General features: G+C 60.7%; 24 protein-coding genes. 19 read left to right on the top strand and 5 right to left on the bottom strand.

Annotation, left to right across the window (positions count from 1 at the left end; translation table 11 throughout):
• Window positions 1-56: 56 nt before the first annotated feature.
• From L0U84_RS09530 to L0U84_RS09515, 4 genes are all read right to left on the bottom strand, one after another.
• On the bottom strand, window positions 57-413 hold the full coding sequence (locus tag L0U84_RS09530) for a VirB3 family type IV secretion system protein (RefSeq protein WP_233849466.1): 357 nt from the start codon (window positions 411-413) through the stop codon (window positions 57-59).
• A 13-nt stretch (window positions 414-426) separates the two neighbouring features.
• Complete coding sequence (locus L0U84_RS09525; RefSeq protein WP_233851990.1) at window positions 427-714, bottom strand: hypothetical protein; 288 nt, start codon at window positions 712-714, stop codon at window positions 427-429.
• Between the two features lie 133 nt (window positions 715-847).
• A complete protein-coding gene (locus tag L0U84_RS09520) occupies window positions 848-1903 on the bottom strand; it encodes a CpaF family protein (protein WP_233849464.1) in 1056 nt (351 codons plus the stop codon).
• Entirely contained in the window at window positions 1900-2436 is a 537-nt protein-coding gene (locus L0U84_RS09515; RefSeq protein ID WP_233849462.1) for a lytic transglycosylase domain-containing protein, read from the bottom strand. The genes L0U84_RS09520 and L0U84_RS09515 overlap by 4 nt, the downstream gene beginning before the upstream one ends.
• On the opposite strand from L0U84_RS09515, the gene L0U84_RS09510 reads away from it, so the two are divergent.
• The 10 genes from L0U84_RS09510 to L0U84_RS09465 all read left to right on the top strand — a co-directional run bounded on the left by L0U84_RS09510 (window position 2435) and on the right by L0U84_RS09465 (window position 14977).
• A complete protein-coding gene (locus L0U84_RS09510) occupies window positions 2435-2644 on the top strand; it encodes a hypothetical protein (RefSeq protein WP_233849460.1) in 210 nt (69 codons plus the stop codon). The two genes, L0U84_RS09515 and L0U84_RS09510, sit on opposite strands and share 2 nt — an antisense overlap.
• A gap of 451 nt (window positions 2645-3095) precedes the next feature.
• Window positions 3096-3560: a hypothetical protein gene (locus tag L0U84_RS09505; protein WP_233849458.1), complete on the top strand. Its 465-nt coding sequence runs from the start codon at window positions 3096-3098 to the stop codon at window positions 3558-3560.
• 185 nt (window positions 3561-3745) lie between these two features.
• Window positions 3746-5662, top strand: coding sequence for a MobH family relaxase (gene mobH / locus L0U84_RS09500; protein ID WP_326491165.1), 1917 nt, complete (start codon window positions 3746-3748; stop codon window positions 5660-5662).
• Window positions 5659-7848: a type IV conjugative transfer system coupling protein TraD gene (gene traD / locus L0U84_RS09495; protein ID WP_233849456.1), complete on the top strand. Its 2190-nt coding sequence runs from the start codon at window positions 5659-5661 to the stop codon at window positions 7846-7848. Before mobH ends, traD begins: the two co-directional genes overlap by 4 nt.
• A gap of 35 nt (window positions 7849-7883) precedes the next feature.
• Window positions 7884-8582 (top strand): DUF4400 domain-containing protein, encoded by a 699-nt coding sequence (locus tag L0U84_RS09490; protein WP_233849454.1) that lies wholly within the window; start codon window positions 7884-7886, stop codon window positions 8580-8582.
• Window positions 8583-8657: 75 nt separating this feature from the next.
• Window positions 8658-10958 (top strand): putative bifunctional diguanylate cyclase/phosphodiesterase, encoded by a 2301-nt coding sequence (locus tag L0U84_RS09485; protein WP_233849452.1) that lies wholly within the window; start codon window positions 8658-8660, stop codon window positions 10956-10958.
• Window positions 10959-10974: 16 nt separating this feature from the next.
• Window positions 10975-12048: an autoinducer binding domain-containing protein gene (locus tag L0U84_RS09480; protein WP_233849451.1), complete on the top strand. Its 1074-nt coding sequence runs from the start codon at window positions 10975-10977 to the stop codon at window positions 12046-12048.
• 399 nt (window positions 12049-12447) lie between these two features.
• On the top strand, window positions 12448-13491 hold the full coding sequence (gene dctP / locus L0U84_RS09475) for a TRAP transporter substrate-binding protein DctP (RefSeq protein WP_233849450.1): 1044 nt from the start codon (window positions 12448-12450) through the stop codon (window positions 13489-13491).
• A 552-nt stretch (window positions 13492-14043) separates the two neighbouring features.
• Window positions 14044-14403, top strand: a complete 360-nt coding sequence (locus L0U84_RS09470; protein ID WP_233849449.1) for a hypothetical protein — start codon at window positions 14044-14046, stop codon at window positions 14401-14403.
• 136 nt (window positions 14404-14539) lie between these two features.
• Window positions 14540-14977: a ParA family protein gene (locus L0U84_RS09465; protein ID WP_326491185.1), complete on the top strand. Its 438-nt coding sequence runs from the start codon at window positions 14540-14542 to the stop codon at window positions 14975-14977.
• Here L0U84_RS09465 and L0U84_RS09460 read toward each other — a convergent pair.
• Window positions 14956-16221 carry an IS256 family transposase gene (locus L0U84_RS09460; RefSeq protein WP_233849448.1) on the bottom strand — a complete coding sequence of 422 codons (1266 nt, stop codon included), beginning with the start codon at window positions 16219-16221 and terminating at the stop codon, window positions 14956-14958. The two genes, L0U84_RS09465 and L0U84_RS09460, sit on opposite strands and share 22 nt — an antisense overlap.
• A 143-nt stretch (window positions 16222-16364) precedes the next feature.
• Here L0U84_RS09460 and L0U84_RS09455 point away from each other — a divergent pair, with 143 nt between their 5' ends.
• The 9 genes from L0U84_RS09455 to L0U84_RS09415 all read left to right on the top strand — a co-directional run bounded on the left by L0U84_RS09455 (window position 16365) and on the right by L0U84_RS09415 (window position 24942).
• Window positions 16365-16892, top strand: a complete 528-nt coding sequence (locus L0U84_RS09455) for a ParA family protein (RefSeq protein ID WP_326491164.1) — start codon at window positions 16365-16367, stop codon at window positions 16890-16892.
• Window positions 16889-18661, top strand: a complete 1773-nt coding sequence (locus L0U84_RS09450; RefSeq protein ID WP_233849447.1) for a chromosome partitioning protein ParB — start codon at window positions 16889-16891, stop codon at window positions 18659-18661. Before L0U84_RS09455 ends, L0U84_RS09450 begins: the two co-directional genes overlap by 4 nt.
• A 3-nt stretch (window positions 18662-18664) precedes the next feature.
• Window positions 18665-19315 carry a hypothetical protein gene (locus tag L0U84_RS09445; RefSeq protein WP_233849446.1) on the top strand — a complete coding sequence of 217 codons (651 nt, stop codon included), beginning with the start codon at window positions 18665-18667 and terminating at the stop codon, window positions 19313-19315.
• Between the two features lie 31 nt (window positions 19316-19346).
• Window positions 19347-19610: a hypothetical protein gene (locus L0U84_RS09440; protein ID WP_233849444.1), complete on the top strand. Its 264-nt coding sequence runs from the start codon at window positions 19347-19349 to the stop codon at window positions 19608-19610.
• Window positions 19607-20047: a hypothetical protein gene (locus L0U84_RS09435; protein ID WP_233849442.1), complete on the top strand. Its 441-nt coding sequence runs from the start codon at window positions 19607-19609 to the stop codon at window positions 20045-20047. Before L0U84_RS09440 ends, L0U84_RS09435 begins: the two co-directional genes overlap by 4 nt.
• Window positions 20048-20072: 25 nt before the next feature.
• Window positions 20073-22205: a hypothetical protein gene (locus L0U84_RS09430; protein ID WP_233849440.1), complete on the top strand. Its 2133-nt coding sequence runs from the start codon at window positions 20073-20075 to the stop codon at window positions 22203-22205.
• A gap of 156 nt (window positions 22206-22361) precedes the next feature.
• A complete protein-coding gene (locus L0U84_RS09425; RefSeq protein WP_233849438.1) occupies window positions 22362-23426 on the top strand; it encodes a PFL_4669 family integrating conjugative element protein in 1065 nt (354 codons plus the stop codon).
• A 190-nt stretch (window positions 23427-23616) separates the two neighbouring features.
• Window positions 23617-24426 (top strand): Rha family transcriptional regulator, encoded by an 810-nt coding sequence (locus L0U84_RS09420; protein WP_233849436.1) that lies wholly within the window; start codon window positions 23617-23619, stop codon window positions 24424-24426.
• A 39-nt stretch (window positions 24427-24465) separates the two neighbouring features.
• Window positions 24466-24942: a hypothetical protein gene (locus tag L0U84_RS09415; protein WP_233849434.1), complete on the top strand. Its 477-nt coding sequence runs from the start codon at window positions 24466-24468 to the stop codon at window positions 24940-24942.
• Window positions 24943-25074 lie beyond the last annotated feature (132 nt).

Genomic DNA, 25074 nt, shown 5'->3' with positions numbered 1-25074 from the left:
TCGAGCGAGCGACTCGGTGTCGTACGGTGAGAGCGAACGGAGCAAGTGATCGGGGCTCAACACAGGGCCCTCCTGCCAAAGCCTTTCGGGCGGGCGTTGAGTTTCTGATGCAACATCTGGCGGGGTTCGTAGAAGTCGCCCTGCTGGCTGTACTTCGTGTAACACTTGATCTGGTCGGGATCGCGCCGGACTGCCATCCACAGTACGGGATGCGTGACGATCACTGCCAGCAGCACCCACGCGTTGCGCAGCCCTGCTGCGACCGTGACGACGATCAGCACTTCAGCGGCACACCAGCGGCGATCGATGCCGAACAGCAGAAACTGCTCAAGCATGGTCTTGCGGATGCGGGCGACGAGCGGGTCGTCGGGTTCGTCACTCTCGCGTGATGTCGCGACCACAGACCCGGTCATGATCGATATCCCCTCAGAGCGACCCGCTGCAGGCGGCGCCGTGATTGAAGACCTGTGCCCACAGCAACGGCATGTTGAGGATCGCCAGGGTACCCATCACGCCGCGCAGCACGTGCGTCTTGATGTTGCTGCGGCCGTCATCCAGCAGCCACAGCACGATTGAGCCGACCAGTGCCGATAGCGACACGACTTCGAGCAGTTCGTTGTCCAGCACCTGCTGATAGACCGTGCACAGGCCGCCGTTCCACATGCCCGCGTGGGCGAAGGAGGGAACCAGCGACAGCCAGAGTGCCAGCAGCATGAAGCGCAGTGGCTCGCGGTAGGGATTGAAATGGGCGTCGCCGGGTTGCCCGGCCAGGGCGCCGATGGCGTGCAGAACAGCACGGGCCCACTGAAATTCGAACGCGCACCTGATCGGGCGCCTGGATACAGGCTCAGGCATGGAGAAGTTCCTCGATCGGCGCGGCGGCGTACCGGGAAAACAGCAGGCGGGTCTGATACCGGCCGTTATTGACGCCGAGTACTTCGCGGATCTCGACGGGACCACGCAGCGCGCCCTGACGCTCGGCGTGTACGAAGAAACGGAAGGTCGACGCGATCTTCAGGCGCAGGTCCTCGATCGTGAGCAGCCGTCCTTCTTCACTCATGCGGATCAGCGATTCGAGTCGGGCTGGCGCGGTGTCGGACGAGTCGGCGTGAAACGAGACGATGGAGCCGGGATGTCCGGTGTTGAGTGCTTCCATCAGGTCGAACGCTTCGGCGCCGCGCACCTCGCCAACGATGATGCGGTCGGGTCGGATACGCAGCGAGAAGCGCACCAGATCACGGACCGTCACGCCCAGATTGGTCTCGAACGCAACCATGTTCGGCGAACGCACGTGCAGCTCGGCGGTGTCCTCGATCGTGACGATCCGGTCACCTGCAGGAACGACGTCGATCAGCGCGTTCAGCAGGGTCGTCTTGCCCGACGAGGTGCCGCCGGAAAAGGCGACGTTGATCCGCTCGCGCATCACCCACTCGAAAAACGCGCGCACGGCCGCGCCACCGGCGCTCAGATGCTGGAGCAGCCGGTCGTTATGGCGGGCGGCAAAGCGGCTCGCGGACGCGGGTAGAGCATCGAACGCGCCAGAAAGTTCATAGTCGGTCAGGTCGATGCGGTGACGCGCATGCTTGCGAATCGACATCATGTCCCCATGCAGTGCGACCGGCGCACGTGCAGCGGCAATCCGTAGCCCCGGCAGCCGTGCATCGAGCAGCGGTGTCTGGGCCTTGGCATTCACGTTCGCAAGAATGGTGATTGCACGGTCCAGTGCGTCCGGATCGATCGAACAGTCGTCGACATGGGTGATGACGCCAAGGCGCTCGTACCAGATGTCGTCCGCGCGATTGACCATGATTTCCTGCACATGCGGGTCGGCCATCATCGGCTGCAGTTCGCCGAGATAGTCGTTGAGGACTTCGATCGCGTAGTCGTAGGTCAGCTTGTTCATTCGCTGGCCTCCCAGTCGGCGAGCGTTGCACCGGAATGCGCGCGAGGGATGGATCCGGCGCTGCGGGTGTCGTCGACGCGCTTTGGGGCTGACACCAGCGTGTGAAGCGGTCGCACCGCTGATGCTGCCGACGCATCGGTCATCAGTTGGCGATAGACCTTGCGTGCATAGGTGAGACGCAGTGCAGGTGTTGTCGCGTTATAGGCGCCGATGGCGTTCCAGGTGAGCCCGAGACGGGCGATGTTCCGGGCCAGGATCCAGGCGCCGACGTAGGCGCTGGTGCACCCGTCATAGAGTGCGGCACGTGTCACGCCGTAGCGCGAGAGCGTCATCAGCCACGCGGTATTGATCTGCATGAGCCCGATGTCGGTGCTGCCATCTGCATTGACGTGGGTGACTGCCGGTCGCAGGCCCGATTCAACCCTGGCGATGGCTCGCACAAGACGGACATTGACGTGATGGAAGGCGGCCGCGTCGTCGAGGCAGTCAGCGCGCGTCGCGGTACAAAGTAGCGCGCCAGTGAGCAATGTCATGACTTTCTTCGGTTCCACTTGTTTCCTGCCGTCGTCGCCTGCGCGAAGCATTCAAAAAAGCCTGCCGGAGATGTCAGGGAAGACAGCCGGCAGGCAACAGCGCGTGTCGGTCAAGGGTGAGCCGACGGAACTGATTAAACAGGTGCAGCGCCAGAAAGTCGCGGAAATGGTTGCTCGGCGTGAGTGCAGATTTAAGCGCTATTTCTAGTGGGTAAAGATGAATCGTTATTACGCGGGGTAATGCCGAAGCTCGGCAGAAATGCGCCCGAAAATGCCGGAACGGCAATCGAATCAACGACGTGCGAAGGGGAAGGGGCCGATCCAAAGGCCGCGCGTGAAGCGTGCAGCTATCGCTTCACGCGCTCACTGCTGCAAATGCTATGAATGGGAAAAAGGCCTGCTGGAACAAGGGCCTGGAAAAAGGCCGATAGCTGCCTGAAAGGCGGAAAGTGCGGCAAAGCTAATCAGCATACCAAAGCTATCCGGACTTGTCCGCAAAATGACTGCACGGCGTGCGCGTTGATCGTGCAACCATTTTGGGGTGACCGGATGTTGAGCTGCCTACAGTACGGATAACGCAATGGCGTTCCTGTGGGGTCGCCAAGTTACGACCCACGACGACCGGCAGCGAGCCCCGCAATGACTCGAACCAATGCGATATGACCGAACAGAACTATCAGGTTGCGCTCAAGGCGCTGGTGCTGGAACAGCAGCCGCTGTGGTGGCCCGTCCTGGAACAGTGGATTTCCCGTTTTGGGGGCTGGTGGGCGTATGAGCACGACGAGTCGCGGGACCCCGCCTGGGCCATCGCCTGTCAGGCGTTGCGCCGGGACCCCCTGCCGACTGACGCCCATCGCACTGCCCATTTCCTGGCCATGCTGCCGTTCAATCGCTGGCATGCAGCGACGCCCACCGGGCGACGATGGAATCCGCTCCAGGAGTCGTTTGCACTATTTGCCGCCCGGGTCATGCCCGAAGGAGTAGTGACCTTTGTGGCGCCAGATTTCGAGACGCTGCGCTCGATCGATACGGTGAACTGGCTGTGGGCGAGGTGGGTCAGCGAGTATGCGAAACGCATGCCCCGTGATTCCCAACATGGTTCCCAACGTGGCTCTCAATGGTGATCCCGGATGGATGGCTCATGATGGGTGCGGCCGCCTGCGGCGTGGCGTTCTGCGTCGTGCAACTTGCGCCACGACTACGGCGCAAGTTCAGACCGCGAGTGGCGATGACGTATGCGCCCTCGACGAGCCGCAGATCTGCGGCATCTGCCGCAGCTTACGCAGCGCCGTCAGTCCATCACCTCCCCGTGCTCGACCACACGACACTGATCGAGATGACCGGGATGAAAGGGGCGCTCACACGCATCCGGGACAGTCTCGGATTCACGCCCATGAGCTTTAGCGGAGATGTCGAGCCGCTGATGCAACGGTTTATCGAATTCGTGCAACTCCTTCCCGCGTCCGAATCGCATCACCACGCCCAGCCGGGTGGCCTGCTGGTTCATCTGCTCGAGGTTGCGCAGTACTCGCTGCATTTCCGCGATGCATGGCGGTTACCGGTGGGCGCGAGTTCCGAAGACCAGTTGCAGCACACCGCACGATACAGCTACGCAGTGCTCGTTGCGGCGCTTCTGCACGACATTGGCAAGCCGGTGACGGATCTTCGCGTCGAACTCGTAGTCGGGCATCAAACCCGGCCGTGGGTGGCGCTCGCGGGCAGCATGAACGAACAGGGCGGCGTCTGGTACCGGGTCGATTTCCCGGGTGCGGGTGAGCGAGATTACGGCGCGCATGCGCGCCTGGCGATCGTCCTGCTGCAGCGCCTCGTACCGGCTGCGACCCTGGTCTGGCTGGGGCAGTATCCGCCGGTGCTCACGGAGCTGACTGACTATCTGTCAGGAGGCGTTAACACGAAGGAGGGTGCGATTGGCCGGATCGTCGGGCAGGCGGACCGCAAATCGGTCGCCGACAATCTGCTCAACGGGCCGCGCACGCGTTTCGCGACCGCGCGCGCCGTGCCTTTGATCGAACGCCTGATGGAAGGTCTGCGCAGGCTGCTTGCGGAAGGCGGCCTGCCGCTGAATCGAGCGGGTGCGACGGGCTACTGTGACGGCGAGTCGCTATGGTGTGTGGCGGGGACGCTGGCAGGAGCCGTGCGCACCTATCTTGAGCAGCATGAACAGCAGGAGAGCGATGCAGCGGGCATACCGGCCGACAACAATCGCCTCTTCGATAGCTGGCAGGAATACGGCGCGCTGATTCCCGCCAGGGACGGCGGCGTGATATGGACCATCGACGTGACGATCGGCGCGTGGCATCAGCATTTCACCGTGCTGCGCTTCGCACTTGCAACGCTCTATGCAGATCCTGCGCGCTATCCGCCTGCGTTGCCCGCGGGTGCGGTGCACGTGCGTGACGATGCCGACGTGGAAATGACTCAGTCGATGAGCGGCGACTGTGGGAACAATGTATCGACTACGCCATGCGCGCCCTTGGAGGTTGTCAACAAAGCGGTCATTGACGCAGCTCGCATCATGAAGTCGGATCCGGTAAGAGGGGCGGAGCCCGATGCAGCAGATGAGCTGTCTATCGCCGTGAGCGAGACGGCTTTTCTGCAGGACAGGGAGAGTGCGGCGGCGCTGCTCGATGACGTCGTTGAGTCAGCCGTCAGGCCAGCGACTGGTGCTGACCCACCAGCGCAATTGCGTGAGCCCATGAGACCGAAGCAGAAGGGTTTGCGGCCGAACGAGTCGATTGCGCAACGCGAAGGTGCACGACGATCGCGGCCGAACGCTGAGCGCTTCATGGCGTGGTTACAGGAAGGCGTGGCCAGCGGGGCATTACCGTACAACGAGTCGATGGCTCGGGTGCATTTTGTGCCCGAGGGCATGCTGCTCGTCACGCCAGCGATCTTTCGTGACTTTGCCGAGGCGCATGCCGGTGTGATCGAGGTCGAACCGGTAGCCGATGGCAAGACCCTGGAACCCTGGAAGATCGTGCAGCGGGACTTCCAGAAGTCGGGCTATCCGGTCGCTGGCGAGCCCGGCTCGGCGGGGAAGTCGTTCCTGCTTCACTACAACATCAAGGGCCCGGGTGGAAGGCAACTGTCGGTCATGCGGGTCCCCGAGCCGGAAAGGTTCTTCAATCCGGTACCACCGCCCAATGCATTGATTCAATCGCGCCTGAAGACGGCGGAATTGACGACCCGGACAGGTGATCCATGAGCTACCCGATCGAAAACAGGTTCCGCAAGCCGGTTGAACTGGTCTCATCCTCTGTTGCGCTGATGGCAGCAGTCATCCTGTGGTCGCATCCGCGTCTGTTCCTCGTCACGCCGGTCACGGGGAGTGTCACCACGCTCCTGCTGATTTCGCTCGCCCTGTGGCGGGGCAGGCAGGGGTACCAGCTGCTGCGCTTCCAGCGCAACCTGAGGCGATTGCCACAATACACGATCGCAGCATCAGCGATTCCGTGCCCCGAAGCAGAAGTGTTTCTCGGCCGTGGATTTCGCTGGACCGCGCTGCACACCCAGCGTCTGTATCAGGCACGCCTGCCCGAAAACCGGCATCTACGTGCGCGTAACGAACGCTATGACCAGGTTCGCGATATCGAACGTCGGCACCCCGGCTGGTGGCTGGCGAAGCTCACGATGCAGACGGCATGGTGGAATCCGGTCGCACCCTTGCCGCCCGTGGGCGGCGATCCGGCACTGCACGGCGTCGAGCCCGACGAGCGTGACATCTACTTTGATCTCGGCGAGCGGGTGGGCCATACGGTGGTGCTGGGTACGACCCGCGTGGGCAAGACCCGACTGTGTGAACTGCTGGTGTCACAGGACATCCGTCGTGGCGACGTGGTGATCGTGTTCGACCCCAAGGGCGATGTCGATCTGCTGTTACGCCTGTACGCCGAAGCCTGTCGCTGCGGCCGCGCTCAGGAGTTCTATCTTTTTCATCTGGGATACCCGGATCAGTCCGCGCGTTACAGCCCGATCGGAACGTTCTCACGTATTACGGAGGTTGCGACGCGCATTGCGGGCAATCTGCCGGATCAGGGGCAATCAGCGGCATTCCGTGACTTTGTGTGGCGTTTCGTCAATGTCATGGCGCGTGCGATGACCGCGCTCGGGATGCGGCCCACTTACGAACTGATCTATCAGAACGCCGTGAATATCGACGGCCTGGCGCTAAGGTATCTTGAGTTCTGGCTCGATCGTGATCATCCGCAATGGCGTGACGGTCTGCCCGAAGCCGGCAAAGACATCATCGAGCGCGCCAGGAAAACCGGGCGCACGACCTATGCGATGCAGATCCTCGCGCTGATGCAGGAGCAATACTGGCACGAGCCGGTTGCAGATGGACTTGCATCCGTTCTCAACAACGACCGTACCTATTTCGAAAAGCTGGTGTCCTCACTTTATCCTCTCCTGGAAAAGCTCACCACTGGAAAGATGGCCGGGTTGCTGTCACCCGATTACGACGATCCGCGCGACCCGCGACCGGTTTTTGACTGGAACCGTGTGATCGATCGCTGCGGCATCGTCTATATTGGCCTTGATGCCTTATCGGATTTCGAGGTGGCGGGCGTCGTGGGCAATGCGATGTTTGCCGATCTCACTTCGACCGCCGGGCGCATCTACAAATATGGACACGGCCATGGTCAGCGTGCACCAGGTTCGGGCCGCCGCGTGTCGATTCATGCGGACGAGTTCAATGAGCTGGTCGGCGACGAATTCATCCCACTGGTGAACAAGGCGGGCGGAGCGGGCTATCAGGTGACCGCCTATACGCAGACGAGCGCCGATCTTGAGGCCAGTGTGGGTTCGAAGGCGAAGGCCGAGCAGATCTTTGGAAACTTCAACACGTTGATCATGATGCGCGTGAAGTACCAGGCGACCGCCGAGATCCTGACGAAACAGTTGCCCATGGCGGAGATCCGTTCGCTGACTCTGTCTTCGAGCGCTACCGATGCGGTGAAGCGCGGGGAACACACGGCCTTTACCGCGCAAACGCAGGACAGGGTCTCGGTTCGTGAGGTGCCACTGCTGCAACCCGCCGACCTGACTCAACTGCCAAAGGGGCAGGCGTTCGCGTTGATCGAGGGCGGGCAGCTGGTCAAGCTGCGATTGCCGCTGCTGGAGGAGCAGGACCCGATGCGGCTGCCAGGGCTTGACCATATCGTCGCGGACATGCGCGCGAACTATGCGCAATACATATTAGCGGTTGACCGGTTTAATGCGGCCGGTAGTGATCCGGGCCTGAACAGGAAGAAAGGGAGCTTTATTCCGGTATGCGAAGCATCGACCGATGCAGCTGGGAACGAAATTGAGGGTGCAATTGACGCCAAGGCTGAGCGCATGACGGCGCTCGATCCCGGGCTGACCACGGAGGGCAAGGGCAGTGGATTCTGATACGGCAGGATTTTTCAGGACGCAGGGAGATCATCGTGGCCGGGCCGCCGCGCGACAGTAACGCCGACGGCGTCAAGTCGTTTTTCTGGCTCTTTGACACCCTCGTCCATCTGGGGTTATGGCTTCTGCTGATCACATTCTTCGCAGTGCTGGCCGATCTCGCCGCGGCGTACTTCTGGTGGCGCGACGATCCGGTCGCAGGGATGGAGGCGCTGGTGCGTTACTACCTTCAACAAACCAGCGATCCCGAACTCGCCCGGCAGGCAGCCGACGCGGCCTACTGGAGCTGGTTCGGCTGGACCGGCATCGATGCATCAGCTCGCGCGTGGCAGGCAGGCCTGCAACCCACGCAGGGCCTTGCGAGTGTGTGGCGGCCGATGCTCTTTGGCGATGCACACATAGGCCTGATTGTCGCGATGGATGGGGTGAGACTTTTCGGGATCCGCGCCGCGATGCTGGCGATGACGCTGCCGCAGTTTGCGCTGGCTGTGGTGGTCGCGGTCGTCGACGGGCTGGTTGCGCGATACCTCCGGCGGGCGCAGGGCGGTCACGAATCGGCGACGCGCTATCACCATGCAAAAAGGCTACTGATGTTCGGGCTGATTCCCGTGCTGGCGATCGTGTGGCTGGTCGCGCCGGTTGAGTTGCCGATCGATGCGCTGTTCTGGCCAGTCTCCCTTGCTGTGGTGCTGGCCCTGTGGACGATGGCGCGATTCTATAAAAAGTATCTCTGAGTAATTCGACTGGATTGATGCGTGCAACGAGCGCGTCTGGCCAGGTTATCAGCGTCAGCTTGCAGCGGAGTCGCAATGAACGGGCCATGGAAGAAGCGTATCGGGACATGGATCGCATCGCGCGGGCAACATAACGAAGCAGTTGCATCGATGCGTCGCCGCTCCCTCATTCTGATCCCTGTCGTATCGGGACTGATCCTGCTGGTGCTCTGGAGCACCGTACTGGGTCTGATCCGCAACGAGCGCAAGGCAACCTGGGAGGCAGCCGTATCAACCTCGGGTGTACTCGCAACGTCGCTCGCCCAGCACATCGCAAAGACCATCCACGATGCGGATCTCGTCGTGCGGGTGGTCAAATACGAGTACGAGCGTTCACCCTCAACCTTTGATCTGGTCGCATATCAGCGTAATGGGCTGCTCACGGCCGACACCGCGCTTCAGATCACCATCGTCGATGCGAATGGTGACATCGCGCAAACGACGACGCCCCACGCAAGGCCGGCCAATCTGAGCGACCGCCTTCATTTCCAGATCCATCAACGTGATCCTGGTGCAGGGCTGTACATCAGCCAGCCGGTGATCGGCCGCATTTCGCAGCACTGGACCCTGCAGTTCACCCGGCGCCTGAACCATCCTGATGGTTCGTTCGCCGGCGTCGTGGTCGTGTCCGAGGATCCGGGATATCTGACAGATGGTTTCAGTCTGGATACTGCGCTTGGAGGGCGGGGTATGGTCGCGGTCCTTTCGGACAACGGCTATCTGCTGTCACGTCGGGCCGGCGATGAGCCGGCGTCTCCCACGGGGCCGCCGGTCTCAGCATACGTGGACGAGGCGCGCGCGGGACAGGGCGCGTTTGCAGACCCAGTTGATCACGTGCAACGGATCGTCGCTTACCGGCATCTGCGGCAGTACCCGGTTGCCGTAATCGCGGGTCTGGCCGAAGAGGACGTGTTTGCAGCCTGGCGACGCACGAAAGAGATTTATCTTGCCATGGGTAGTGTGGTGACGGTCCTGCTGTTGATCGGGACCGCCGCCGCGATGTTCTTCATGCGCCAGTTGATGCGCAGTCGCGCGCAGATGCAGCGCCTGTCGGAAACCGATTCGCTCACCGGCCTGCCGAACCGCCACTGGCTGACGCTTACGCTCGGCCGGCGCGTGCTGGAGGACGCCAGCATCGATCACCTCGCGGTCGTGTACATCGATCTCGACAATTTCAAGAAGATCAATGACTCTCTCGGTCACAAGGCGGGTGACCAGCTGTTGCAGAAGGTCGCAAGCCGCCTCGCCACTGCGGCCGGCAAGCAACATGTGGTTGCGCGGATCGGCGGGGATGAGTTTGTGATCCTGGTCGAAGGCAGTGATGCCGCCGCACGCGCTCACGCTGTCGCGTGCGAGGTGATCGACGCATTCGGGCTGGCTTTCGCTCTGCGGGGCAATTCATGGATCGTTCGCGTCAGCATTGGCGTTGCCGTGCATACCGGTCGCGGCGATACGGAGTTCGACCTGCTTACCCATGCGGATCTCGCAATGTACGCGGCGAAGGCCGACGGCAAGGCAGCGGGAATCAGTTGCCAGCACCTTTATACGCCCGATCTGTCGGAGAGGGCGAAGCGCGAAACCGAGCGTTATCAGGAGCTGCAGTACGCGCTGAATCGCGGAGAACTGCAGGTTGTCTACCAGCCGGTGGTGCGTCTCGCCACGGGCGAGATTGCCAGCGTGGAGGCACTGGTGCGCTGGCATCACCCGCAGCGAGGCGTCATACCAGCGACTGACTTTCTGCCATTTGCGGAAGCTACGGGATTGATTGTGCCCATCGGCGATCTCGTGCTGGAACAGGTGTGCCGGCAGCTGTGCGAGTGGCAGGAGGCGCAGGCGCGGACCGTGACGGTGTCGGTGAACATCTCGTCGGTACAACTGGCGAGCGAATACCTCGTGGGCTCCGTGCGGCATTTGCTGACGGACTACATGATCGAGCCCGGGTCGTTGCAGCTCGAAGTGATCGAAGCCGCCCTGTTCGACGATCCGGTGCTCATGGGCCGTCGACTGGAATCCCTGCGCGAGCTGGGCGTCAAGATCGTGCTTGATGATTTCGGGGAAGGGCGCTCGTCACTGGCCCATCTGTGGAGATTTACGGTCGATGGCGTGAAAGTGCACCAGAGTCTGACGCGAGGCATCCCCGACGACAAGGTGGCGATGGCGACCCTCAGGAGCCTTGCCGAGCTCACGGACGCACTGGATCTGACGCTGGGCGTGAAAGGCGTCGAGTCGCCGCGTCAGGCCGACTGGCTTGCACGCTTTGAGCGTGTCCAGGTACAGGGTTTCTATTTTTCGAAACCGTTGGCCGCGGCCAGTCTGGCCGCGGGCATGACGCCGTGATCCGCCGTGATCCGCCATGATGACGCCCGCCAGTCCGGCCACGAATCAGGGAAAGGGCGTGGTCCTGTTCGAGGACGGCGCGACGATCCTGCATGAGCGCGTCGTCCTGCGGCTTTTGCAGTATCCGAGCGCGATCAGTGTGCTGGAGCGCGCCCTTGAGCAGGATGACGGCATCCGGCTGGTTCAGGTCTATGCGCTCGACAGTGCGAGCGATCTTCGCGATTTCGCAACCGCAGACCCTTACTACGATACGCTGGAAGTGGCCTACGAAACCATTCAGGCGCGCCATCGGGTGGTAGCCAGCGAGGGTGGCAAACGGGCAGGGTTCGACGGAGAACCTGGCGGACTTATTGATGCCGTTGGGGACATCGCCCGATGCCGCGATGAAGGCGAGCTCACGGAGCAGGTGCGAAGGACCATAAAGGCGATGGGTGCAGACCAGTGGAGCTACCAGTCGATTTCGTGCGATAACCGGACAGGGAGAATCGAACACCGTTATCTGATCGGCGGCGCGCCAGGGTGGATGCAGCGCTATCTGCGCGACAAGCGCTTCATGACGGACCCGTTTGTTGAATATGCACGACGCAACGTCACACCGGTCACGGGATCCATGATCGGGCTTGCCGATGGAGCACCGAGACTGGCGGCCGATGCGAGGCGCTATGGAGTGAATAGCCAGATGGTCGTGCCGGTTCACGCTCCGTCAAGCGAGGTCATTGGCTTGTTGCATGTGAGTAACCGGCGTGAGCCACAAGAGGCTGGGGAGGCTCTGCTGTGGAGCAATCGGGTTCTTTTGAGTGCATTGGCCGGTCAACTACTGAGCTGGCAGATGACGGCTGTCCGCCGGATGGCGGTCGACACATTCGAACTCGATCCTTCCGAACTGGCTGCGCTACGTGTGCTGTGTGCGGGCGGCTACGCACACAATGTGGCCGACATGCTGCGCACGTCGGTGCGGCAGGTACATCGCGTCATCTATCCACGTATCTGCGACAAGATGAGGGTCTCGCGGATCGATGAGGCCAGGAAACTTGCCGTCACGTATGGCCTGATCGAACTCAGGCAAGGCGACGACTTCACCTCAAGGTAGCGTCGTTCTCACGGACAATTGCCTGTTCTGGCGACCATGCACGAGACATACCTCGTCCTGGTCACGATCGGTTCGTGGACGCACACTGTACCCGCTGGTCGACAGCCTTTTGGTCGTGAAGACGAAGGAGGTCATGTCGTAGAGTTGCGGGCAATTATCCAGGAGCGAACGGTTTTCGCTCTGTTCGAAGCAACCGCATAGCATAGCAGAATTTTTTTTTGGCGGTAACGACAAACGGCCCCCTTGATTTGTCTCCCCCCCTTCGACCTAGACTATGTTCACGTGCTTCGTCGACCCTTCGAACCTTCTCTAGCCTCCTATGCGGAACGCATCAGATCAAGGGCTGGTTACATGAGGTTGTACGGCTTTTCCGTTGCTGGATGAATCGGTGAGCAGGACATGTCTTACGTTCGGTATCCTGTTTTTCGGGCAGCCTGGTGTTGTGTACTGGCTGGCTATGTCGTCTTCCTGCTTCCGGGTGACCCGACAGGCGAGCAGGCGGTCCAGGTGTGGCGCATTGCGACGCCTTACCCGCGCGATACGGTTTCCGGCTGCGGGATTGAACGCTTCGCACAATTCGTGGAGCGACTCGACAGTGGGCGGACGCAGATGCGCTCAGAGTTTCTCGCAAGCCGGCCGTCCGACGTGGTGCACGCGATCCAGTCCGGTCAGCTTGCCGTGGGTGACACACTGGCCAGTTCGCTTGTCGCACTCGACCCCGTCTTTGAACTGTCCATGCTGCCGTTCGAGGTGCGCTCGATTGACGAGGCGAAGCGGCTCGCGCTGCTCGCAAGGCCTGCCTATGAACGGGCATTGATGCACCACGGTTTGCATCTGCTGTACGTCTCGCCGTGGCCGCCGTCGGGACTGTGGTCACGCGCGCCCGTGAGCACTTTCGCTGACCTGGCTGGTTTGCGTATCCGTACCTACGACGACGCATCGGCGGCTTTCCTGTCGTCGGTCGGTTCCCAGGCTGTATCGCTCTCTGTCAGCGAAATCATTCCCCGCCTTCGCAACGGGTCACTCGATGGTGTCCTGTCGTCGGGCGACGGTGAAGTCGGGAGATTGTTGCGCACGACGCTGCCACACTTCGCGGCCATCGACTATGCGTTTCCGCTGTCCTTCGCGCTGATGAGCGAGGCACGTTATGACGCGCTTCCACGCGGCGCGCGCGAGAGGATCGATGCGGCTGCGATGGCGACCGAGCAGCAACAGTGGCTTTCGATGCCAGCGCGGATCGCGCGCAACCGTGATGACATGCAACGCAGCGGCGTGATGGTCGCAATATCGGGAACTGGTGAACTGAGCGAGGGGCTCCGCAGGCGCGGTGAGGCGTGGGTTGCTGAATGGCAGTCACGGGTGTCGCCCGAATACGCCGGCATCGTCAGGCAGTTCCGCGAGACGACTACCGTGGCCAGTTACGCCGCGCGACCAGGTTCGTAGGGAGCGTGTCGTGTTTGGCAATCGCCCTCACTCCCGGATGTTCGAGCGACTGGTGTTAATCGCCGCATACGTGCTGGCGATCGCTATTGGTGAGCGTGCAACTGCATCACCCGACGGCGATTGGCAGTTTCTGCGAAACGGATTTGTCGAGGCGACCCAACTGTACGTGAGGTTTAGCGACGGGGTGTGCAAGTTCACGAACGTTTTCGTGGGCGACGGAGCAATCCGGGTTGCGGCTGACTGCACCAAGTTTGTCAGGGATGGAGGGAAGCCATGACAAAGAACGCCTATCGCTTGAGCGTCTCGGCGGACCCATTGTTAGGGGACTGTGTCGTCCGGGGCTGTAATCCACGCGCATCAAATTGCCCTCGTCCGCTCGCGGCTTGTTTGGGCCGGAAACGGGTGCGTCGGCCGGCGCATAGGCATGGGTGGAGCGCGGGATGCCCGTACATGCTCATCGGTGAGGCTGGGATATTGCACAGCAAATTGATGCTTTCATATTACAAAACGTTGATTGTGCAATGCGAATTATTGGTATAGAGTTGCATTTGCGTGAAATTGCAAACAAAAGGCGTTTGGGTCTTGGAAACCGTCTGTTGCCGTGGCATTACTTCGCTCTTTGAACAGCAAGAAGAGGAAGAAGAAATGCTCACGTTGTCGACGCGGGAGTTGGCGGTCCTGTTTGATGCCCAGCGTGAATGCGAAATTTATCTGGTCGAGGTGGTTACCGGGGCGGAGTCGCAGTGGGAGATGGAGGTGAAGTTGCCGGAGCAGGACAAGGTCTATCGAGTTCAGACGTTCCGCGGTCAGATCAAAACATGGAAGCACCTGAATAGTGCGGTCTCGTTCATCAAGGAGACTTGCCCGACAGCAGAAATGTTCCATGTTGTACTTGCCAAAGCGTCTTCGTAACTTTTAGGGCAGATTGAATCCCGCGAGAGCGGGTGGGTGTTGTATTAACTTCGTACTGCGAAGTTTAATGCGAGGTGCATGAGTGAATTTTTGAAATGGCGGATTGAACGGTGCTGGCGGGCTTGCAATTTGTGCTATGCCATCACCTGTGCTCAGAGAGAAAAGCGCGATGCCGACTGTCATATCGTTCGTTTCGACCAAAGGCGGAGTAGGTAAGACTACTCTCGCTGCCAATCTTGCGGGCATCCTTGCGGACTACGGAATGCGTGTGCTGGCGATCGATGGTGACATCCAGCCGAGCCTCTCGAAGTTTTATCCGGTGCTCGAGCAGGCGTCCTGCGGCCTGCACGCGGTCATCACGCGCGGCGGCAGCGTTCACGCTGACAGCATCAGCCGGACGGCAATATCCAACCTCGATCTGATTTACTCGGATACGCCCGACGGATCGCTGCAGAACTGGCTCAGGGACCGGGAAGACCGGCTGATGATTCTGCGGCGTGCGATGGGCGGGCCCGAGTTACTGTCAAATCTGGTGTTTGGGATTCGGCATGATCAGGCGGCCAGCGGTTGCTGAGCCGGTGTGCTGTCGGTCACCGGTAGCCCGTCTTTGAAAGGTTTGCCTTCAAGGAGCGAGGCGATTTTCTCTGGCGCACGAATGCGCCGCCACGATTGTTCGGCTGACTCGATGAGCTTGAATGCCAGACCGAGGAAGGTTGCGCGCGAAACGCAATTGCGCGTGCGGGTGGTTCGATGCCGCACGGTCGCGAACGTCGACTCGATGGGGTTTGTGGTTCGCAGATGCTGCCAGTGCTCTGCGGGAAAGTCGTAGAAGGCCAGCAGTTCATCGCGATCGCCTGTCAGCTTCCCGGCCGCCTTGGGATATTTGGCCGAATAGAGCTCGACGAAACGATCAAAGGCCACGAATGCGTCTTCACGCGTGGCGGCTTGCCAGATTTCCTGTAGGCCGGCTTTGGCTCGACCATGCTGTGACTTCGGCAATGCGTTGAGCACGTTGCCGGTTTTGTGAAACCAGCAGCGCTGGTGCCGCGTCTGTGGGAACACTTCGGCCAGCGCCGCCCACAACCCCATGGCGCCGTCCCCGCTTGCAAGCAGCGGGCCGCTTTGCAGGCCACGTGCCTTCAGATCCAGCAACACGTCGCGCCACGCGTCCTTTGATTCGCGATAGCCGTCGGCGATTGCCACGCGCTCCTTCGTTCCGTCCGGCTTCACGCCGATGATGACGAGCAGGCACTGGCCGTCGGAATCGTCGCTGCGCAGCCCCGTGTGAATGCCGTCAGCCCACCAGTAGACCCAACGTGCTTCCGACAGGTCCCGCCGGTTCCAGAGCAGATGCTCTTCTGCCCATTGAGCCTTCAGTCGGCTGACCACGTTCGGCGAAAGCCCTTTAGCCTGTTCGCCCAGCAGTACGCTGAGCGCCTCGCTCATGTCCCCGGTCGACACGCCGCGCAGATAAAGCCACGGCAGCGCCGCCGACACGCGTGATGACTTGCGGATGTAGGGCGGCACAATGTACGAATTGAACTTCACGCCCGAGCCTGAGCGGTCACGTACCTTCGGCACCTTGACGGGAACCGGACCGATCGCCGTGACGACCTCACGTGTAGGCAGATAGCCGTTACGCACCACGGCCCGCCGGCCGTCGAGTGTCTTCACGTTCCCGTACTGCTCGAGCAATGTCGCCAATTCCGCCTCGATCGCCTGCTGGATGATCTGACGGGCACCGCGCTGGATCAGATCGTCCAGGCTGCCCAACGTTGTTGCTTTACCGCCGTTCGTTTCTTCCGTAAACTCATTCATTGGTGGTGGATTCCGGTTAGCTGGTTGTTACTCTCGACAAGCAACATTCTCGGCTAACCGCCACCGCCTTCTCAATTCCCCGCCTCAACCCCGTACACCAGATCCAACGATAACTCGGCGGGCCCCTGGTCCAGCCATACAACGTGGTGGTCATCGATACACAGGGCGCGGTCGGTGAACTGCAGAAGACGGCGGCGATGGCCGCCGATTACATGATCTCTCCGATCAAACCCGATACGCTCAGCGCTGGAGAGTTCTCGAGCGGCACGTTGGGGATGCTGGACGACCTGAACCGTCTCGCCGACTTTGGCGAAAAATTCCGCTCTGGTGACCTGTATGCGTTGATCAACGCACAGGAACGTAACAACAACGCCCGTGTATTGACCACGGTGATCCGCCAGAAATTTGCCGGCCACAGGAAGGTGAGGGTGCTTGATACGGTGGTGCCGTCCGCCGCTGCTTATGCGGCCGCGGCTACTGCGCAGCGGCCGGTCCACCGGTACGATCGCCGGCCGTCATTTTCAAACTCGGCCTGGTGTGTGATGCATCAACTCGTGTGGGAGTTATTTCCGAGCCTGAAGGATATCTACGTCGATGACGTGATGGCCGAAGACGACCCCAGTGCAGATCGCCAACCTGCTACCAGTCCCGCCGAGGAGGGTCTCGCATGACTACCCTGGTGCGCCCGACCATGACGGCGGCGGAAATCCAGCAGCTGGCGCAAATGAACCGGGAGCGGGCTGCCGCGCAGCGGCTCGATGCGAGGGCGCCGACTCCGGGCACGTCGGGTCCCACGCTGGTTTCAACCATCCGGCTCAAGGTGACCGATGTCGTGGTCTACGAGCGCAATCCACGTCAGGCAACCCATGAACGGATCACCGAACTGAAGGAATCGATCCGCGTCAATGGCATCGAACAGATCGTCACCGTTACCCGACGTCCGAAGCAGGAAAAGTATGTCGTCGCGAAAGGTGGCAACACCCGTCTTCTTGCTGCTCAGGCGCTTTATGAAGAAGCGCGTTTGCCAGAATTCCTGTATCGGGATTTCCTGTACGTGGAGTATCCCGGCGAGGTCAGGCTTCTTGCCGCCCATCTGCGCGAGAACGACCAGCGAGCGGATCTGTGTTTCTGGGACAAGGCCAATGGCTATCTTGCCCTGAAGCTTGACCTGGAAAAGGAGCTTGGCAGAACGCTGTCACTGCGCGAATTTTCGAAGATGCTGGCGGACGATGGAACGCAGATCAGTCACGCTTTGCTCGGGCTGTTCAAATTCGCGATTGAGCGACTACACGGGCTGGGACAGGCAACTGGATCTCTCAGCGGTCGGGACATTTCGAGCCGTATTCAACCAAAGGTCGGTGCCATTACACGGCTGATCCAGAAGCTCGGTCACGATGAAAGCTGGGTTCAGCATCAGGTGCTTGACCCCGAGCTGGAACTGGCTCGCACGCAGTTCGAGCAGACCGCGGGCCTTGATGTCGACCGCCTGGTCGAGGCTTTCCATGTGCGATGCGCAGAGCGACTTGACGTGCCGCGCACGGCCCTCGACTCGATGCTGGTTCTGCTTGACAAGGTTCCCGACGCCAGCACCGAGGTGTTGCGTGCGTCAGCGATTCAGCAGCGTCAAGGGAGACTGCCGCGAGCCGGCGACGCATTCCGGTCTTCGACTAGCGCGGGCGACGCCCCAGGCGACTTGAGCGAAGTCGGAGTCAGCGGTCACGACGGCAATGAAACAGCCGACGGCGGCGATGACAGCAAATCCGGGCCGCCTGCGGGATTTCCGCCTTTTCCTCAGGTTAACCGCTTCAGGTCGACATTGGTGCGGGCTTTCGAGAGTCCAAACGAGGCCGGCGAGCACCGCGCCGACACGACTCAGCAGTCAACGGAAAATCCGGCATCGGTATCGAACATTCCGCCACGCATCGACTCAGGGATCCCATCCGATCGTTTCCGGCAGGCACTCGCGCGTTTTGCCGATAACTGCGGCCTGTCCGGATGCCTGCGCGAGACGTCCGCGCTGCCCTATGGCTTCATGGTCGAACCGCCTTCGCTGGAGCCTCATGAACCTGCGCTTGATCGCCAGGCCGTCGAGAGTGTGGCTGGCCGTTGCCGCTACCACGGCTGGTGGTGGCTGGTGAGTCTTTCACATCAGAATTCTCCTGCCGGCGTGACCGTCGTCCCTGACGGTGCGTTCAGCAGGATGATCGAAACCGATGATACGTGGCAGGAGGCCTGTGATACCTGGATCGGTGAGCAGCTGCTTACCGATCGCTTCTACCTGATGTTCTTCGCGATTCTCGACCCCGGTAATGCCGCAGGCGGCCTGTACCTCGACCTGATGGCGGCGGCACGGACCTTTCGCGAATCGCACCCCGAGCGCTTTGTTCCCCAGTTCTGGCTGGCGCAAGGCGTCGATGAACGCGTCGTGCAAGTGGGGTGATTGATGGATGAACATTTGACTCCTATTTCCGCTTCGAATGTGCAGCGCGTGGCGCTGCTCGAGCTGATTGCGCGGACCCGCGCGGACAAACTCAGTGATCGCGATCCGATGCGCATTCAACTTTGGGATGACTTCAGAGCGCTTCCTCCGTCGGTACGAAGCGTGTTGAGTGACCAGCGCGCCGAACAGTTGATCCCGCGGCTGATCGCATCCAACGCGTTGCGCCTGAAGTTCGAGATGAATACCCTCGCGCACGCATGTGAACAGATCGAGCGCCAGTGGTGGGAAGAAGCGCTACTGCAGTATTTCGTCGGTTCTCAGGCCAGCACGACGATGATCCAGGCGTTGTTCAGTGGCGTTACGCGCTCGCGGATCGAACGCATGCGGCGTGATCTCGGTGCTGCACCGCCGACCAAGCCATGTGCGCTGAGCGACGATCAGGCCACGCGGGTATTTGATATCTGGAGCGATCTTCAGGGCGCGCCACTGGATCTGCGCGAACGATACGTGGAACTCCACCAGCGCTGTGCGGGACGCTACACCCTGGCGACGCTTTTTGCTGCGCTGAACCTCGGTGAGGTACCAGCCGAACCAGACAGGGCGTGCAACCGGACCGGGCCTCGTCACGATGGTGCCGATCAGGTGTCTGACTGAGCTTTTTTTGAATCGTGAGGAGGGCGGTGAAATGAACGTTCTCGACAAGGCGCGAGAGGCCGGCATGGCCGTGCTTCTTGATGCATGCATCGGACGACAGCAGTTTCACAGTGTGACGGGCTCCTGCGCGGCACTGGAGCGTTTTGCCAAAGTGTGCCGGAACGCATCACCCGATCGCGAAACGCTTCAACGATGGGCGGAGCTCTGCGAGCGGGGGCATGGTCATGACGTCGCAACCGCGATCCGCAGCCTGATCGAGGAACAGCCGGACGATACCGCAGGGAGACAGTCATGACCTGGGATATGCGCCTCGATCCATTTGGCAATCTCCTGCCAGGGGCATCCTACGACGACCCGCCGGGAATGGATCCGGCCGAGCAGGAATTCCTGCTATCGATGTTCGACACACCGATCACGATCCATCGTTCTTTTGTTGACGTGTGCGGGGACCTCGGCGCAGCCGCGCTCCTTACCGATCTGTCGATGCTCGGGCATGAATGCAGTCACGAATGGATCGAAGTGCCGCAGCAGGACTGGATTCAGCGCCTGGGTTTGTCCCGCAAACAGCAGGCGACCGCACGCAGGCATCTGGTCGCCAGGGGGCTGCTGGACCAGCAGCTCACTGGCGTACCACCGCGCCTGCATTTTCGCGTCGTATGGCCAGCGCTTGAGGCAGCCCTCAGGGAGCAGGCGGTACGACGTGCGGCACAGCAAGTGAACCAGCAAGGGTAGCGTTTGACGTCGCCCATCGATCGCCATGACCACCGCCTACCATCGGGATTTCGATCGCCTCTGTGCGCTCCTGAAGGAGCGAGGTCCGATTGCGTTCTCGATGCGTCTCGCGCAGATCACGGGGCACCCGAAGGATGCGGTGCTGCTGTCGCAACTCGTCTACTGGACGCGGCATGGGCGCGACGTGGTGGGCCGACAGGGGTGGATTCACAAGACGCGTGAACAGTGGTTCGAGGAAACGGGGCTATCGCGCGAGGAGCAGGAGAACGTGCGCCGGCGCTTGCGTCGGCTCAACCTCGCGCAGGAATGGCGGGGTGGTCGTCCTGCACGTCTGTATTTCCGGATTCACGCGGGCACGCTGTCGGCTGCGCTGTCTCATGCACATCGGCTCGAGCAGCCCGTGCATCTGTCGCTCGACTTCATGCGGAGCAACGAACACGCAATGCGCGCGCTGTTCGGCCCAAGTGTCGCGTTTCATCGGGTGCTGGCTGAGGTGACAGGCAGCGTCAATGCGGCGCTGATGCTTTCGCGCATGATCCAGTTGCAACGCCACACCCTCGACACAGATGGTCAGTGGTTCAGTCTTACAGCGAGTGAATGGGAGCGGGATTGTGGGTTGAAGCGGCGGCAGTTCGAGAATGCGAAGCAGAAACTGCGCCAACTCGGGCTGATTGAGGAGTTTGTCTCACATGAGCGACACAGGCGGGTATTCAGTCGCGTCCACCCAGTGCGCCTCCTCGAACTGTTGTGGCCAATCGTTCAGCGTATATCGGTTGAAGTCGACGGGACCCCTTCTGTATCTGGCCGTGGGCGGACGGCTTCACCTTCGAATGGGGCAGCCTTTGTCAAGACGCTTGACACGGGAATTGACGCTCCATCGCCTCGGCGTTGCACCCGTAGCCAAACTTCTGTCAAGACGCTTGACACGCGGAATGATGCACTGCCGCCTGGGCGTCGCACAAGTAGCGACGTTGCTGTCAAGACGCTTGACAGACGATATGGAGTGCGAACATTTACGAGTGAGGATAACGTCCACGATCCTGTCCGGACCATGGATACTTGGTGTAGTTCGCGGCTGTCTTCGGGCCGCGCCGAGCACTATGGTGCTGTCAAGACGCTTGACACGCAGTATTGGAGGCCGCCGTCACCCGCTAGGGGAGCCAGTCACTCCACTGCCGGGGCGCTGGGCAGACTGAACAATACGTGGCGGCCCCCGGGTTACGACGACGGCCGCGATGCTGTCAAGATGCTTGACACTCGCCACTGCACGCTGCCGTCGCCGGCTCACGCGGAAAGCCGCGACGATCCTGTCCAGACGCTGGACAGACGGTGTGGCGTGCGGCCATCCCCAGCCCGCGAAGCCGACCGCGATTCTGTCAAGACGCTGGACACGCAAAGTCGTGGACGGTCGATCCCAGTTCACGACCGCATCACTGCGCCAAAGTCTCTTACCAATTTCTCCCAAGCGGAGAAATTGGACGGAGAGAAACGTACATTGCAGTCGGCGGGTTTCGTACATGGTAGTCGGCGGGAAACGTACATTGCCAACGCGCGGGCGTATACGACTACAAGTACGAATACACCTACAACTACGGGCGGCCCCGGTGGGACAACGACCGCTGTGCCTCTGGTCAGCGATGACCTCGCCGGTGAAGCGAAACCCGCTGTGGTGGTAGGACAGGAAAAAAACGCGCTTTCCGAACGGCGGCGCTCGCGACAACCGGACGATCGATCCCGAAGCGCTAACCCGGATAACGCTTTCGAGTCTGCGAGTCTGGTATGGCCCAGTTGCGTTCATGCCGCCGAACGGCAGCCCATCGCGCAGCATCTGGCCCGTGTTCCCCACGAAGATCGCCAGATCATGCTCGACGAGATGGCCGCCAGTCACCGGCAGCACCCCGTGAAGTGGCCGGTCGCCTACGTCGGTCGTCTGGTCAAGCGGTATCAGGCGGGTGATTTTATTCCGGCCAAGGCGCATATCGAACGCGAACATCGCCGACTCGCGGCCGTCCGACAATTGGCGCTTCGGGAGCACGAAGAGCAGTTCGCTAGCCAACTGCCGCCCGCGTCCTCACCCGAAACTGCCCGACACAACCTGGCCGTGCTTCGTGATGCACTGCGCCACCAATGGGGGAAATCTGGAGGGAAGCGTGACTAGATTGCTTCAAACACAACGTCGGGCGAATCTGCCTATGCGGAGTCTGCCGCTGTCGCTACAGAATCTTCGATCCCAGCGCGATCACATGGTTGTCACTTTCGACAACCGCGGGTCAATGCCGCAACCGATCAAACTTTTTACCCTGAGGAGTCGCTGATGGTCACCCTACGACGAACCCATGTCGATGCCGCGATCGATGCGTTTGCCAGGTCATCTACTTCGCCGTTCGCTGACGGCTATGACCTTGACGGCGAACGTACGATCCTGGTGGACCTCATCTCCGACGGTGATCCCGATCCTGCCGATCCCCTGTTCGCCCGCTACCAGTTGTACATGGAGCGCGAGCAGTCGCTGCACAACATGCAGGATCTGCACACGATGCGCCAGGAGGCCGATGCGCTTGTTACCGTCTCTAACGCCCTCAAGATCAGGCAGATCGGCGGCCTGTCGAGCGACGGCGGCGACCGGATGAACCTGCATACGCGCGATGCGATGCGTATGTTCCTGGGTCGCTCGGTTAAGCCGGGTGAACGGGGCTATCCCATGGCGGGAGGCAAACGCGTCGCTGCGGCCTTACGCGCACTGTGGTCGCTGTCCGCGAACGACAATCCGTACGCCGACTGGAAACTCATCGAAATCAGCGATCGCATCACCGGCCTGCGCCATGCTATCTCTCTCGAGCAACGCAATATCCTTGCGAGACTTGACGCGATGAAACTGAAGGGACTTGACTACACGATCCTGCAATCTCGCGAGCCGGCCAGCCTTGTGCTCGGCTTTGCGTCACCGTACGGTTACATGATCGCGACACTGCTGGTCGAACTCGATTACCTGGTGCGGGTCGTCAAGTCCGCCGTATTGCGTGACCTGATTACATCGAACAGCGGTTTTCATCGGGTGTCACTGGCCAAACACAAGTGTCTGTCGGTGTTCCACTTCGCCGTCGCATGTCAGCAGTTCCTGACGCGCCCCGAACTGATCAAGCTGTCACGCACCGACTTCCTGCCGATTGCTGACGCCGCGGCCAAGCAACGTGTTGACGCGGCGAGGGGGCTCTTTGGAGCAGTGCCGAAGGACGTGTTCATGGGGCAAGTCCAGCCGAGACACAGCAGACGGCGGGTGAAACAGCTCTCGGATGCGGAACTGCGACTGCTCGACAGCGTGCCACTGTCCGACGACACGGAAGAGGCGAAATCTGCGGCAAAGCCGTTGGTGCAATGAGGCGGTGCGTGCGGCAACGACACTTCAACATCAGGGTCATTGCGGCAATTCACTGAGGCAATAACGAGGTTCCTGCGGCAAATTGCTGGTGCATTAATCCGGTCGCTGCGGCAATCGTGACTTGCTGCGTGCGCAACCCCGACCGAACCCTTGGCCGTTGCATAAAGCCTTTAAGGGTAAGGGGCACGCGATGAATGAAACACTTCTCGGGAGGGAGCGCAATATGGACGAAGCTCGGGTTCTCAAACCACACCTCACACTGATTGACGGGCGGGTCATGACGACGTCGCTCGTCGTTGCTGAACATTTTTGCAAGCAACACAAGGACGTGTTGCGTACGATCGATCATGTTGTTGGGCAAATACACACCGATTTCAACGAGCGCAATTTTGCGCTCGTTGCCCACTGCGATGCGAAGGGCGAGCTTCGACGGATGTACCGCATGACCCGCGATGGCTTTGCATTGATCGCCATGGGCTTCACCGGCAAAGATGCGATTGCGTGGAAGGTCGCCTACATCGACACGTTCAATGCAATGGAGGTACGGCTGCGAAAGTCGTCCATCCGTACCGAAAATGTTCCGGAAAATAGGGTGCACGGCGAACGCGGGACCATCAGTAACCCAATCGAACGCGGGCAACCGCCGCTGTCCCCGCGACCGTTTCTGGAACTATATTACGCGCTGGGAAGAGACTATGGATCGACTCGTTTCGTGACCTATCTCCTTTCGGTGGAAGCACATCAGCGTGTCTTGTGCGCCAGCTATCGCGAGATCAGTAAGGCGCTGGACAAGGCATTGAGTCGCGCGGGCGTGAGGGATTCGGCGATTCGTCTCGCCGGCCAGCAATTGCTATGGCACGAGCCAGGTCAACCTATGGGCGAGCCGGGTCAGTTCCTTCTGTTGCTCGATGCGTTGAGTCGGCGGCTGGCCAATTCGCGAACGCAGCACCATGTCGGCCTGAGCAACGGCGACTTCGGCGAGCCTTCGTTGTTGCATTGACGGGCCCGGATGCGAGTCGAATGAATGGATAGTCCAGACATGAGCGTAGCAGAGCACGTTGCCGGGCTGCGAGCGTCGGAGCTGAAACAGCTCAGCGGCCGGGCAGCATTCCGCCACCTGATGCATCACCACCGGCACATCGTTGAGCTCACGGCTTTGGAAATGCATCTGCTGGCCCGGGAGACGGCTGCGGCCGACCTGCCTGTGACCCTGAAATTCTTTTCCGAACGGCTCAGGAGCGGTGCGACACGTCAGCGGCTGTTCTGGCATATCCACGGCGACGCGCGCATTGCGCCGTTCGAACGGGTGCGCTCGTACTTCCCGAAGGTTCCTGCACCGCTGCACCCCTATATTGAACAGTGCCATATCCGAGCACAGGAACTGAATGCGATTGAAGCCATCTTCCGGTATGCGGCTTGCCAGATCGAGACGTATCTGAAACATGGCACCGTAAAGCTTGGCGGTGGCGCACCGGCTCGACATCGAGGCGGGCGGCAGGCCGTTGCCGCGAAGTAGTGAAGGCAAATTACCGAAGGGGCGCTTCGAAGAAAGTCCCTGAAACCACAAGGCAGCAGGACAGCGCGTTTGTAGCACAAGGGTATCCCGTCGCCGGGAAGAGTTGATGCGTCGCATTGACGGGACACGGCG

Origin of the sequence: Paraburkholderia sp. HD33-4 (assembly GCF_021390635.1) — a bacterium.
In the GTDB taxonomy this organism is placed as follows: domain Bacteria; phylum Pseudomonadota; class Gammaproteobacteria; order Burkholderiales; family Burkholderiaceae; genus Paraburkholderia.
Note: the sequence above shows the minus strand (reverse complement) of the source record. Positions and strands in the feature narration are given on the sequence as shown.